Genomic DNA, 12,783 nt, shown 5'->3' on the forward strand with positions numbered 1-12,783 from the left:
TTCGCCTTATTCGCCACAGCGACCCATTCCTTTGGAAAGGCAGTCACTTCAATATCGAAGAAGAAAAAGAACCAAATGATATTGGCCGAGGTCCGATACCAACACATACGGCCATCAACGCAAGTGGTGCCTTGGCCGCACCTACATATGACTTTCTGTTGGATCAGCTCAGTAGCGGGCAAAATCCGATTTCGGAGGGAGAAGCTATATGGCTGGCAATCTCCTTCCCGTTCTCAGGGGACAAAATCCCCCAGCGACGATATGTCGGACCAAATGGGGTGAACCCTGATCCCTGCAAGGTCATGCAAAACGCCCCTCGCTTATGCCTGCAGCTTGCGCGTGTCCCTATCGTGAGATCACGCGATGAACCACGCACGTCCGATCTGATTGGGCAGTGGATGGTTATAGAAAAAGAAAGATGAAAAACACCCCAACATAATCATTCAGAAGATGTGAAAGCAGCGAACCCCAAACCACAAGCTACGATGCCTTCATTGATCCCTCGAAGAGAATGACTGCAGCATTCGCTTGCAATATCGGCAGTGTCGCCAGTCGAGAAGACAAGCCGGAGATCGGACTCCGACGGTAAGCCTCATCCTTTCAAATCAACGTTCCCGCGCCGCCTGCGCCACGGTGGTCTGAACCGGGCTCAAGAGCCAGGAAATAATCCGCCTCGATCCAGTCCGAATGTCGGCCACGGCATTGAGCCCGGAACCCAGCGCCACGGGCTTGCCATCGACAATCAGACTGGCGCGCGAAAGCCTGACACGGGCGACATAGGTGGGACCAAGCTTGGGATCGGGCACGGCATCCCGGCTAAGCGAAACCACCTTGGCCGGGATCGTACCGTAGCGCGTAAACGGAAACGCATCGAGCTTGACCACCGCATCCTGGCCCTCGCGCACAAAGCCCGCATCCTTGTTGAGCACATGCGCCTCGAGTTCGATACCGCCTCGGGCCGGCACGATCACCATGAGCGTGCGCGCGGGTTCAACAACGCCGCCAATGGTATGCACCGCCAGCTGCTGCACGGTGCCATCCTCGGCGGCATAGAGACGCTGAAGGCCGGTGCGCCGCCTGGCCTTGATTACATCCTCACGGCGCAAAACGACCTCGCTCTCGGCCTTGGCGAGGTCCGCCAACGCAATGCGGCGTGCCTGTTCCCGTGTCTGGCCGATCTGCTGCGACATCTTGCCCGCTTCGGAAAGGCCACGGGCATGCTGAGCAACAGCGACGTCGCGGTCCCCCGCTTCCGATCGCCGCTGGCGCTGCAATTCCAGCAGACGGAGCCCCGGAGCATAGCCGTTCTCATCCAGTCGCTGCATCGCTGCCAGCTCATGGTCGAGGATCGGTATCGTCTCGTCCAGCTTGGCGCGCGTGGCTGACGCCGCGTCAGCCTCCGAAAGCGCAGAACGGCGTGCGGCTTCCAGGCCACCAACATTTGCCAGAACCTCGCCTACCTGCGCATCGACCAGCCGGCGCTGGGTCTCGGCGATTTCAGGCGGCGTTCCGGCAGGAGCAACAAAATGTGGCGCCCCTCCCCTTCCGCTCAGCGCATCGGCAATCGCCCTGTTCCGCGCCACGTCGAGTTCTATAGAGAGCAGCGCCTTTTCGGCCTGCTGCAACTCGGCGGTGGCAAGCGTGGTGTCGAGTTCGATCAGCAATTGTCCTTTGCGGACATGGTCCCCATCATGCACGAGGATCGAGCGGATCACGCCGCTGCCCGCCGACTGTACGATCTTGACGCTGCCGGCTGGCATCAGTTTGCCCGGCGCACTCGACACCACATCCACCCGCCCGAGCACAAGCCACAAGATCGTCACGACCAGCCCCGCCAGAAGGATCCATGTGGTCAGCCGCCCGGTCGGAGAAACCGGCGTTTCGATCACCTCGAGCGCGGCCGGCAAGAATTCCGCGTCGGCACTCAGCACGGCATTGCGACGCCGTTCGCGATCCGCTTTCAGCGCCTCGCGTATCACGCGCCAGCTATGGGCGAGGCCGCTCATGCCGGATTCTCCACAGGCGCGAGACCCGCCATGGCAAGTCCCGTCTGCCGCCGGTGCAAGTCGGCATAGCGCCCGCCCGCCCGCAACAATTCATCATGCGATCCGCGCTCGACGATACGCCCTGCTTCCAGCGCAATGAGGTGATCACACTGGCGCACGGCGGAAAGGCGGTGGGCAATGATCAACACGGTGCGGCCCGCACTCATCGCCTTGAGGTTGTTCTGGATGATCTCCTCGCTTTCGGCGTCCAATGCGCTGGTCGCCTCGTCGAGGATCAGGATACGCGGTCGCGTCACAAGGGCCCGGGCAATAGCTAGCCGCTGCCGCTGACCACCCGAGAGGTTGGCGCCCCGCTCCTCCACCACTGTGTCATAACCCTGGGGCAGACGGACGATGAACTCATGCGCGCCGGCAAGCGTGGCTGCCTCGACCACCGCCTCGAGCGGCATGGCCGGATTGGCGAGCGCGATGTTTTCGCGGATCGAACGGTTGAACAGGAGATTTTCCTGAAGCACCACGCCGATCTGGCGCCGGAGCCAGGCGGGATCGATCTGGGCAATATCGACCCCGTCGATCAGGATGCGCCCGCCCTGCGGCACGTACAGCCGCTGGAGAAGCTTGGTCAGCGTCGACTTGCCGGAGCCCGAGGAACCGACGATCCCGAGCGAGGTTCCGGCCGGGATCACCAGGTCAATGTCATCCAGCGTCCACGGCCCATCGAGACTGTAACGGAACTTGACGCCGTCGAAGGTAATATCGCCGCGGATCGCAGGCAGCGCGGTGCGGCTGCCCGCGCCCGGTTCAGTCGGTTGGTTGAGCACGTCGCCCAGACGAGCGATGGCTATGCGAACCTGCTGGAAGTCCTGCCAGAGCTGCGCCATCCGGATCACCGGCCCCGACACGCGCTGGGCGAACATGTTAAACGCGACCAGCCCGCCCACGGTCAGTTGGTGATGGATCACCGCTCCCGCGCCGAAATAGAGGATGGCGGCCAAATTCAGCTTGGAGATGAGCTGGATCAACTGGCTGCCGCTATTGCCAAGATCGATCACCCGCTGGCTGGCCATGCTGTAGCCCGCCAGCTGCCGTTCCCAGCGTTCCTGCCATTGCGGCTCGACCGCGCCGGCCTTGACCGTCTGGATGCCGCCGATGCTTTCGACGAGCAGGGCATTATTCGCCGCACTGCGCTCGAACTTTTCCTCGATCCGCGCCTGCAGCGGCCGCGTCACGAAGAGGGCGACTGCGATGTAGGCTGGAATGGTCAACACCGAGATCACGAAGAGCTTGACCGAATAAATCCACATGACGGCGAGGAACACCACCGTGAACACCGGATCGACCAGCACGGTCAGCGAGGCGTTGGTAAGGAACTCCCGGATCGTTTCGAGCTGGCGCACGCGCATGGCGATGTCGCCGACCCGGCGCGCCTCGAAATAGCCGATGGGCAGGCCCAGCAGATGACGAAACAGTCGGGCGCCAAGTTCAACGTCGATCTTCTGGCTCGTCCGCGAATAGAGCCGCGTTCGCAGCCAGCCAAAGGCGGTTTCCCACAGCGACACCGCGACATAGCCGATGGCGAGCACCGTCAGCGTATCGAGGGTGTCATGGACCAGCACCTTATCGACCACATTCTGGAAGAACAGCGGCGCGGCGAGTCCGAGCAGGTTGAGCGCCAAAGTGATGAGCAGAACCTCGCCGATGAGCCGGCGATATTTGACGATCTGCGGAATGAACCAGGTGACATCGAACTTGCCCGCTTGGCCCGCGACATTTTCCCGCGTCGTCAGCAGCACCAGTTCACCCGACCACATTGCCTCAAGCGCTGCCCTATCGACCTTGCGGATCGCCGAACCATCGGCACCCGCTTGCGGCAAGGCCAATTGGATCAGCGCCTCCCCGCCCTGGACCCGCCCGATCAGGAACCAGCCATTGGGCCCATTGGCTAGTGCAGGCACCGGCATGCGCTCAAGCTTCTCGAAGGTGGCACGCACAGAGCGCGCGCGAATACCCGCTTCCTTGCCCTGCATCTTCGCTAGGCGCAGCAGATCCTCGCTTTCGATCGCGCGATAATGGCCAAGGCTATGACGCAACTGCGCCGGATCGACGGCGATGCGATGCATCGCCAGCAGGGCGGCAAAGGCGACGAGGCCGCTCTCGTCGCTCGCCAGACCGATCGTCTGCTCCGGCTCGGGCGGCGGTGCGGTGTAGTCCGCGCTCATGGCCGCTTACGCCGATGTGCGGGTTTGGGCGTACCGACCGTGCTAGGCAATGGCGGCAAGGCGGGTGTGGTGGTCATGGTCACGGACGGCATCGTTGTGGCGGGCATCATCTCGGGTTTGCGGTCAGGCAAGGACGGCTGCTCCAGTCCGCGCTGGGTTGCCTCGGGCTGCGCGACACGATCGAGGCTGCGCAGCGCCGGATCGAATGGCAGGGCATTCCGGCGCGCGGCCTCGCGCGTATTGACCGTCGGATCATAGAGCGGCGTCTGCGACAGGATCGAACGCGCTTCGAGGAGGCCGATCTGCCGCAGGAGCGTCGCCTGCGCGACGTAAAGGTCGCGCCGGGTGGAAACCAACGCGATTTCCGCGTCGCGCAGAGAGCCGTGCGCGAAGAGTACATCGAAAGTGGAACGCAGGCCCGCCCGATATTCCTGAAATGTCCCCTCGTCGAGAACGCGGGCGGACGCAAGTTGGGCCTCCTGCACGACCAGATTGCGCTGCGCGGTCGCGACCCCGTTCCAGGCGTCCACCACAGCCTGCACCATGACGCGGCGCGCCTCCTCGATCCGTTCGCGATCGCCGGCATTGCGATCGCGCGCCTGCGCGACCAGCGAGCTTGTTCGGCCGCCCTGCCAGAGCGGGATGGTCAGGACTGCCTGACCGGCAAATTCCTGGTCCTCATTGTGCAGCGAGAAGGGCGCGGCCTGGCCGCCGAGGCGCGCCGTCCCGCGAAGCGACACGCGCGGGTGGCCTTCCGCCTTTGCCGCCGCGATCCGCACACGGGACGCACGCTCGGTGGCAATTGCCTGTGACAGCCCCGGATTGAGCCTTTGTGCCAGGTCGAACGCCGCATCGAGCGAGTGCGGAAGCTGGGGCAAGGGCGGCTCTGGCGCCAAAATGCCGGGATCGTGCCCCACCAGCGCGGCAAAGGCCGAACGGTCCTGCTGCAACTGCTGCTCAGTAAGGTTGGAAGTCGCAATCGCGGCATCGACCTGAGTGGACGCCTGCGCGATGTCGGTGCGGGTCAGTTCCCCAGCCTGACGCCGGGCCGTCACCTCGTAGAAGGTCGATTCCAGCTGGGTGACGCTGGCCTTCCGCAACGCCAGGGTCGCGCTGTCACGGCGCACGTCGGCATAGGCGGTGATCACTCGCAAGAACAGATCGCCCTCCGTTGCCCGCAACTCCTCGCGCCCGGCGTGTATCGCCTCGCGCGCCACCGCGGCGTCAGCGCTGGCCTTGCCGCCGGTGTAAAGCGGCTGATCGACGATCATCTCGGCGGCGGCATTGTTGGTGGTGATGATCGGTGAAGCGAGACGATCAGCCAGAGGACGGTCAGCCTGGGTCGTGCGCCCCGGGACGGTTTTGCTGTAGCTGCCGCCTATCTGCGCCTGCACGGTGGGGCGCAGTTCGGCCAGCGCTTGGGCATAATCCTCATCGCTTGCCCTCAGGTCATAGCGGCGCGCCTGGAGGGCGGGCGCGCTTCGATAGGCGGCATCGAGCGCATCGGCCAGCGTTTCGGTCGGCGCGGGTTCCTGGGGCACATCGAGCTTCGGCAGACGCCAGTGCTCCGAGACCCGCGTCGCTCCGTCGGCACGGACCGGGTAAGCCCGGGCTGGCGCCGCATGCGCCGCCGACCAGGGGTATGATCCGAAGGCCGGGGCGAGCGCGAGACCCATCAAAAGGGCTGAACCAGCTTTGCGCATGCGCCCTTCATCCGACAAAGCGACTGTCGGGCGTGCAGCCCTGGTCGATGGCTGTTTGGTAGAGCCCCTTCAAGCCCCGGAAATGGAATGTGACCGGAGCGCGATCAGGCCGGGCCTCGATCGCAATGGAGTTAGCCCCCTCCAGCCGCCTGAAGGGAATCCACACCAGGCCCTGCCCCGGATTATCTATCCCGCCGCGCTCGAACGGGGCGCCGATGCGAATGAGTTCCGGCAGATCTTCGCGCCAATGGCGCGGTGCGTCTCCGTCAAGCCGGTAGATCGCCCGCCCGGTGTTCCAGTCCTTATGGAAACGGAAGGCAACCGCGCCGCCCAGGAAGAATGCCTTGTGATTGCGGTCGAAGAGACGGCAGGCGATTTCGCCAGTGAATTTGTCGCGCCGGATTTGGAGTCGCCAATCACCCACTTCCTCGCGATGCCGAGCAGTGGGCGGATGACGGTGGGTGAAAGGCACGTGCGGCCCGGCACAGCCGGTCACCACCGCGCAAATCGCGGCCGCGGCCAGAAACGTCCCCCTCATCAGCGCCCCGGCGGCGTGTAGGTCAGCGGCGCGAGCTCATCCACCGCTGGCTCGATCCTTGCGGGCCCGGAACATCGCATCAGCATGGGCTCTTCCTTCGCCGCCTCGATCGCGTGGACGTTTCCGTCGGGGCAGCGCCAGGTGATCCGGCAGATTGGCTTGCGGCCAAGGCTATAACGTCCGAAACTGGTCTCGGAACAGAATAGCTGGCAGCTGTTTGCGCCGGTTCCGCACAAGGATTGCGCCCGTTCGACGATATCCTGCTTTCGCGCCTTGCCGATGCGCCCGAAAACGCCGGACAGAATTTCAATGCCATGGCCATCATAACCGACAGCAGGTGCGGGAGATAATCTGCTCTGTGCACCAGCGGGAACACCGCCCATGGCAGCGGAAACGAGCGCGACAAGCATCGCGCGGATCATGAACCGCATTACACCCCCCTGTATGCAGCGTCCCTATCCGCCAACTATTCGCCCCCAGGGGACGCAACAGCCATGAACAGACACACCAACACCGCGCCGCACCATCAAGCACAACGCAGCAACCACAATTCATGCAACAGGCAGATGATGCCTTCCGGTGCAACCGCACCGGAACCAGCATTTCATGACCCCAGGAAACGCTGCTATTGCTTCAATTTCAACTCAGGCAAATTGCTCCGCCCGATAAACCGAAGCGACCCCATATCTTCTTTATGTTTCGCTATTTGCACAACAAATCTTACACGTCCACGACAATTTGTATCGTTCCCGACACAAATCAGCAAAGCGTCTCACCGCCCGTCAGGGCCGTGAGACCGTGGCGCATGATGGGAGAACATCTGGCATCCCGGCAACGCCATAACCACGCAATCACAATCCCGCCATCAAAGCCGCCAAGAACATCGCCACTCCGGATCGTTGACGGACGCCTGTCTCATGATGACCGGTTGACGCGGCCTTAACCCGCGCTCGATAAGCGGAGGTCATGCACTATCCGGAAACCGCCGCTCCCGTCGAACGGGCCGTTATTCCCGCTCTTGCCGGGGAGGAGCATTTTCGGCTCGTGACGGGCTTTGCCGATCTTTTCACCGCGGTGGTTCTGGCGATCGGCCTTATAACCATGGGCGGTCTGGCGGGCGCAAGTTTGGGCGCATTGGCGGGCGTCACCATGGCGGCGCTGACATGGTGGCTAAGCCGTCCGCTGGTCGAACGAAGAAACTTGGCGGCTTGCGCCATCGTGCTGACCTTCGGCTTTGTGGCTGGCGTCCAAGTGACGCTGGCACCAACGCTTGGGATTTTAGGCAGCTTGCTGGGGGCGGCCGCGACATGGTTCTACTGGCGCCGGTTCAGGATCCCGGCCGCCGCCGCCGCGTCGATCCTGACGCTGGTTCTGCTGGCGGGCGGATCGTCCACCAATCTCTTCTCCTTCACACCGTTCCAAAGCTACCGCTCAGCATCCGGAATGGCGTTGCTCTGGGGCCTGGTGGTCTTCGGCATCGCCATGGCCTGGGATATTTCAGACCGCCTGCGGCAAACGCGGCGGGCCGATGTCGCCTTCTGGCTGCATCTGGCGGCCGCGCCCCTGGTTGTTCACGGTGCCTTCGCGATCCTGCATGATGGGCTGGGATATGGACCGGCCGACAGTCCGCTGCCGATCCTGCTGCTCTTTCTCATCCTCGCCATCATGGCGCTGATTGTGGACCGACGCCCGATCCTGGTGTCGAGCATCCTTTATGTTGCCTATGCGCTCTATTCACTGGTCGCGACCAAGGATGAACCTCTGAAGAGCGTCGCCATCGTCGCGCTGCTGCTCGGCGGCGGCATATTGTTGCTGTCGGTTGCCTGGAATCATCTGCGCCGCTGGTTGCTCGCCATCGCCCCCGCCGCCCTGTCCCGGCGCGTGGTTCCCACGGCCGTCATCAGCAATCCGCCGGTGCCAAGGCCGGACACCCCCGCGAGCGAAACCGAGCCTCTACGGTTGGTGTTCAGCTTCAACGACATATTCGTGGCGATGGGCCTCAGCACGCTGATCGCGGGCAGCTGCCTCATTTCCCTGCGGTTGTTCGTAATGCCAGGTGCGGCGGCGCCTCGATCAGACTTTTCATTCCTCTCAATACTCGATTGGCGTCTGCTCGTTCTGCCGACCGTCACCAGCTGGGGCGCGGCCGAATATTTCGTCCGGCGGCGGCGCATGGCTCTGCCTGCGCTTCAGTTGGCCAGTTCCTTCTCCTTCATCGCTGGCTATGCGGGCATCATCATCTTTTGGCATCTCGCCGGCGGCGAGCAGGCCCGCTTTCTTCAGCCTGGTTTCTGGCAGCAGCCCCAGCTCGTCAGCCACATGTTGCCGATCCTGCTGTTGGCAAGCCTGTGCGGTGCCGTCGCCAATCTGCTGTTTGCATGGCGCCACCGTATAGCCTTGAGCTATGCTTATGCGTTTCAAGCCTTATTGTTGCCGATCCTATACACGCCCCTAACCGCCCTGATAGCCGTCGGCGGCGGTGAGAACCGCGGCGCCATGCTGACCCTGTTGCAGGAAAGGGCCATCCTCGCCGGCGCCATCACCTTCGCGGTCGCCATGCTGCTGGACAGGTCGGACTCCGAACGCCGGACTCTGCGATGCGACATCGCCTTCTGGCTGCATATGTCGGCCAGCCTGATGATCCTGCCGGCCCTCTTCAGCCTGATAGGCAGTCTCGCAAACGCGAGCTGGATCATCGGCGCGCTTTTCATCACGCTCGTTCTGCTAGCCATCGCCATTGACCGGCGGGCTGCGATCCTTGTGTCCATGCCCTTCGTCATCCACAGCTTCCCGGCAACCGGACACATCATCGCCACGGCCACTCTATTCCTTTGCGGAGTGTTATTGGTGACCACATTATATTGGGAAAAGCTGCGCGCCCTGATCCTATCGCCGTTCGCACGGGCAGCATAACATGCCCGCGGGGAAGGTGTTCGAAAGCTTCGACCCTTATACGAGGTTCAACCGCCGATTTTTCATCTCCAGCCGCAGTCAGTCCGGTTTTCCGCGTTTCCCTTCAAGACATGGCGCAGCGCAGCCGCGCCACGAGAGCTGATTGGACGGTTCTTGTCTCTAGGTGCCCAACGCGGCAGAAGCCGTATCACGATGATCGAGTTTCACGCCCCAGCCGCTGACGCCCCGCAATTGGCGCTATCACCCCTCCATCGCGCGGCCGTGCTCACATTGCGTCATCTCGCCGAAGCCGGTCCGATCGGCCTCACGCCCAACGGGGCGATAAAGCGCTACTTCGTCACCTGGGCCGCGGAAGCCTTCAATTGGCCTGGCTACACCGCCGACGAACTTTATGCGATTAATAAGGTCCTGAACGAACATGACTTTCCGCCATTGGCCATTCTGCATGATTTGCTGCTGGTCGCCAAGCTCGCCCGCCACCGCAAAGGCTTCCTGCACATAACCAAGATAGGCAAGGACCTGTTGGAGCATTCGGGAAGCCTCTGGATTACACTGGCCCAGCATCTGCTCCTTTCCGCCGGTCACGATGACATGCTGGAAATCGAATGGGTTTCGGTCCTCAACGCCGTGAACGTCGAAGCCCATTCAGGTGTCACGGACAAGCAATTCTGTGCCAGGCTGACGGGCAGCGATGATAAGGACTACCATATAAAATCGCTCATCTATGTGCATGTCCTTCGGCCCCTTAGCTGGCTCGGCCTATTGCATGAGACCCGGCAAAACCGGACCGAGCGTTTTTTCACGAAGACAGCGCTCTGGCCCCTCACCTTGACGTTCGAAGGTAGCTCGCAGTTGTCGTCGGTCACGAAACATTAATTGGGCCAACTACGACGCCGGGCGCGACCCAAGCACGAACCCGCGTCGCGGGAGGGTCGCGTGGGGCACGGCAGTGCGGTAAATATGTGCCTTTAGCGGGGCGAGGTTGCCCTCTGAGGTTGGAAGTTCCTTCAGCGAAGAGGAACTTGCCATGACCGTCTCGATCAACACCGCGCCGATCAGCCCGCTAGGTCATCGGATGCCCTCCCGACACGGCGACGGAGTGCAACGCCGCATTGCTGGCTGCAAGTCAGAAGCGGCCTTCCAGCTTCCGCCCGACCCACACCACGCGACCCTATTATTGTTTAGGCATCATTACTTATACAGGAAATCCCACACGTCCACGACAATTTGCACCATTTCAGAAGTTTCCATTGGCCTGCAAGATCCGCTTCTCCAGCGCCAGTACGGAATCACCCACCGAAACAGTTGCCCCTCTTTCTTCTGTCCCTTTATCCCGGAAACCTGAGACCACGTCTGCTGCTATCGGATCGATCACGGAAAGCGACGTTCGAAAGTGCGACCCTAGCCCGCGGACTGAGGACAACCCTTCCTACTTCGCGCTCCGGCCGAGCACTATCCGCAAATGCTTCTCTGTCCGCGCCAATTCCTTTTGCACGGTCCGGCGATGCAAGCCAAACTCGCCCGCGATCACTGCAAGCTCCTTTTCGTCGCGCCACCTCGCCAGGAATATGGCCCTGCGTTGGTCGGGCAATTTGTGAAGCTCCTGCAGAACAAAGTCTAATTCATTTATCCCCGCCACGATTCGTTCCGAATTGGGCGCGGTGTCCGCGAAATTTTCGATCAGGCTCGCTTCTAGCGGCCTGCTGCGTTCATCTCGTCGGGCAAGATTGAGGCCCAGATTGACCGCCATTCGATACAAATAGGCGCGCGGTCTGCTAACTTTGCCTTTTAGCGGACCGGTTCGAAGCCTCACATACACATCTTGGAGAGCATCGGCGGCGAAGTCGATAGAACCGAATCTCCTGGTGAGCCGCCGCAAAAGGTGGGCGTAATCCTTCGTTAGAAACTGTAACAAATCGATTGCAGGCGCCATGTTCTCCCGCTCAATGCACAGAGGCGCCAAAGGCCGGCCTTCCGCCTCTATCCGATCGGTCGTCGGCAGTTGGTTTCCATGGCTACGGCGCATGTTGCGCCACGACCTTCACTTTGAGCCCAGAGATGCCGCTCCCAAGCGGAACATCTTCATCTGTCCTTGAAATTCTACCGGGACAATGGCCAGTGCCGCTTTTAGAGGAATGTGCCAATGTGTTTCAGCCTCTAGAATCACCGACTCCCTAAATTCCCGTGAATAGCCCCGTGGTCGAACTTGTATTCCGCTCAGAACCTTCAGCTATCATCCTTGCAACTCCTTCGGAGGCGAATGCTTATTTCGCCATACACCTGGCGTCATACCAACCTTACGCGAAAAGGTGTTGGTGAAATGAGCCTGGTCCGTGAAGCCACAATCTAACGCGATATGCGCAATCGGCATTGAAGGAATGAGGAGAAAATCTTTGGCTTGCATGAGCCGCTGCTCCAAGAGCCATGCATATGGTGAAATTCCAACCGAGTTTGCGAAGGCACGTTCAAAATAGCTTACTGAAAGCCGGCAATTCAAAGCGATATCGGACATCGTAACTGACGAATCCAACCGTTGGCGCATGAGGCTCTTTGACAGGCTCACTTGCCAAGGAGCGAGTAACGGTCGGCATCGAGGACGTTGGGGGGTCGCGTAATTTCCAATTTCTGGACGGGCGGGGTCCGCGCGTATCACCCCAGTTCCGCTGGAGCCAAATTCGGTACCCACACTCAAGCTCGCTTCGCCATGACGGCGCCCCTTCCATATGCGAAGGCAGCCCAGCAAGGCGCCACGGGAAATGGCGCGCCACCTCAATGACTGCCACCCAATCGGCAAGCGTCATCACGGCGAACCGCACGACACCTCCTGGGAAACAGCCCTTACATTCCCAAAGGGTTGACACCTGGGACTCGGTCGATGCGCCCTCTCAGCTCGAAAAATTTATTTCCCGAGTGCTATAGTTCGTCGGGATATGGCGACCGCCACAGAAGGGAACTCATCGAAGCGGAGAATCATGTTGGCGGATCGGCATTGCTGGGGAGCAGTAGATCAACGATCGTCTTTCCTCAGGCCCTAAAGTTGCCGCCTTGTCCCTCGCTGATCCTTGGCATCATTGAGTAGCAAGGAAAACTTCAGATCATTCAAAAAAAATCCGATCTGAAGTTAGGCCCCAAATTAGGCCCGCCCCCTTGAAGGGGAAATTATCCAATGATTTCAAATGGAAATGGTGGAGCCGAGGGGGATCGAACCCCTGACCTCGTCATTGCGAACGACGCGCTCTCCCAGCTGAGCTACGGCCCCGAAAAGGAGCGCTGCCTATAAGCGAGCGGTTGCAGCCATGCAACGGTCTTTTTTCTCAAAAATGCGCGAGCGTCCTGAATCAAAATTCCACATGTCGGGACCCCCGTCGATCTGCCGGGGCAAAGGTGGGACGTTACTCCTGCGT

11 protein-coding genes and 1 tRNA gene are annotated in these 12,783 nt (G+C 61.1%); 3 read left to right on the forward strand and 9 right to left on the reverse strand.

Features of this window, described 5'->3' with window-relative positions:
* A partial coding sequence (locus VJS46_RS05850) for a hypothetical protein (RefSeq protein WP_324058520.1) occupies positions 1–422 on the forward strand: 422 nt, incomplete at its 5' end.
* Positions 423–605: 183 nt separating this feature from the next.
* Here the strand turns inward: VJS46_RS05850 and VJS46_RS05855 are convergent.
* From VJS46_RS05855 to VJS46_RS05875, 5 genes are read right to left on the reverse strand one after another with little or no spacing between them, the layout of a single operon-like run.
* Positions 606–2,006, reverse strand: coding sequence for an HlyD family type I secretion periplasmic adaptor subunit (locus tag VJS46_RS05855; RefSeq protein ID WP_324058522.1), 1,401 nt, complete (start codon positions 2,004–2,006; stop codon positions 606–608).
* Positions 2,003–4,225: a type I secretion system permease/ATPase gene (locus tag VJS46_RS05860; RefSeq protein ID WP_324058524.1), complete on the reverse strand. Its 2,223-nt coding sequence runs from the start codon at positions 4,223–4,225 to the stop codon at positions 2,003–2,005. Before VJS46_RS05860 ends, VJS46_RS05855 begins: the two co-directional genes overlap by 4 nt.
* Positions 4,222–5,928: a TolC family outer membrane protein gene (locus tag VJS46_RS05865; protein WP_324058525.1), complete on the reverse strand. Its 1,707-nt coding sequence runs from the start codon at positions 5,926–5,928 to the stop codon at positions 4,222–4,224. The genes VJS46_RS05860 and VJS46_RS05865 overlap by 4 nt, the downstream gene beginning before the upstream one ends.
* A 7-nt stretch (positions 5,929–5,935) precedes the next feature.
* The gene (locus tag VJS46_RS05870; protein WP_324058526.1) at positions 5,936–6,466 is read right to left on the reverse strand and encodes a hypothetical protein; all 531 of its coding nucleotides are present in this window, start codon (positions 6,464–6,466) and stop codon (positions 5,936–5,938) included.
* On the reverse strand, positions 6,466–6,897 hold the full coding sequence (locus tag VJS46_RS05875; RefSeq protein WP_324058528.1) for a hypothetical protein: 432 nt from the start codon (positions 6,895–6,897) through the stop codon (positions 6,466–6,468). Before VJS46_RS05875 ends, VJS46_RS05870 begins: the two co-directional genes overlap by 1 nt.
* A 535-nt stretch (positions 6,898–7,432) precedes the next feature.
* Between VJS46_RS05875 and VJS46_RS05880 the strand changes: the two genes are divergently transcribed.
* Positions 7,433–9,379, forward strand: coding sequence for a hypothetical protein (locus VJS46_RS05880; RefSeq protein ID WP_324058530.1), 1,947 nt, complete (start codon positions 7,433–7,435; stop codon positions 9,377–9,379).
* 192 nt (positions 9,380–9,571) lie between these two features.
* The gene (locus VJS46_RS05885) at positions 9,572–10,255 is read left to right on the forward strand and encodes a hypothetical protein (RefSeq protein ID WP_324058532.1); all 684 of its coding nucleotides are present in this window, start codon (positions 9,572–9,574) and stop codon (positions 10,253–10,255) included.
* Between the two features lie 361 nt (positions 10,256–10,616).
* Here the strand turns inward: VJS46_RS05885 and VJS46_RS05890 are convergent, their stop codons facing one another.
* The 4 genes from VJS46_RS05890 to VJS46_RS05905 all read right to left on the reverse strand — a co-directional run bounded on the left by VJS46_RS05890 (position 10,617) and on the right by VJS46_RS05905 (position 12,638).
* Positions 10,617–10,754: a hypothetical protein gene (locus VJS46_RS05890; RefSeq protein ID WP_324058534.1), complete on the reverse strand. Its 138-nt coding sequence runs from the start codon at positions 10,752–10,754 to the stop codon at positions 10,617–10,619.
* 54 nt (positions 10,755–10,808) lie between these two features.
* Positions 10,809–11,312 (reverse strand): RNA polymerase sigma factor, encoded by a 504-nt coding sequence (locus VJS46_RS05895; protein WP_324058536.1) that lies wholly within the window; start codon positions 11,310–11,312, stop codon positions 10,809–10,811.
* A gap of 300 nt (positions 11,313–11,612) precedes the next feature.
* Positions 11,613–11,921 (reverse strand): helix-turn-helix transcriptional regulator, encoded by a 309-nt coding sequence (locus VJS46_RS05900; protein ID WP_324058538.1) that lies wholly within the window; start codon positions 11,919–11,921, stop codon positions 11,613–11,615.
* 641 nt (positions 11,922–12,562) lie between these two features.
* Positions 12,563–12,638: transfer RNA gene (locus VJS46_RS05905), tRNA-Ala, on the reverse strand.
* Positions 12,639–12,783: the final 145 nt, after the last annotated feature.

The sequence above is a fragment of the Rhizorhapis sp. genome, assembly GCF_035276005.1.
GTDB lineage: Bacteria > Pseudomonadota > Alphaproteobacteria > Sphingomonadales > Sphingomonadaceae > Rhizorhapis.

Bases quoted from the DNA above. Each gene is read 5' to 3' on its own strand.
- VJS46_RS05895 (WP_324058536.1), bottom strand. From the start codon at position 11,312: ATGGCGCCTGCAATCGATTTGTTACAGTTTCTAACGAAGGATTACGCC.
- VJS46_RS05855 (WP_324058522.1), bottom strand. From the start codon at position 2,006: ATGAGCGGCCTCGCCCATAGCTGGCGCGTGATACGCGAGGCGCTGAAA.
- VJS46_RS05865 (WP_324058525.1), bottom strand. From the start codon at position 5,928: ATGCGCAAAGCTGGTTCAGCCCTTTTGATGGGTCTCGCGCTCGCCCCG.
- VJS46_RS05885 (WP_324058532.1), top strand. From the start codon at position 9,572: ATGATCGAGTTTCACGCCCCAGCCGCTGACGCCCCGCAATTGGCGCTA.
- VJS46_RS05900 (WP_324058538.1), bottom strand. From the start codon at position 11,921: ATGCGCCAACGGTTGGATTCGTCAGTTACGATGTCCGATATCGCTTTG.
- VJS46_RS05880 (WP_324058530.1), top strand. From the start codon at position 7,433: ATGCACTATCCGGAAACCGCCGCTCCCGTCGAACGGGCCGTTATTCCC.
- VJS46_RS05875 (WP_324058528.1), bottom strand. From the start codon at position 6,897: ATGCGGTTCATGATCCGCGCGATGCTTGTCGCGCTCGTTTCCGCTGCC.
- VJS46_RS05870 (WP_324058526.1), bottom strand. From the start codon at position 6,466: ATGAGGGGGACGTTTCTGGCCGCGGCCGCGATTTGCGCGGTGGTGACC.
- VJS46_RS05860 (WP_324058524.1), bottom strand. From the start codon at position 4,225: ATGAGCGCGGACTACACCGCACCGCCGCCCGAGCCGGAGCAGACGATC.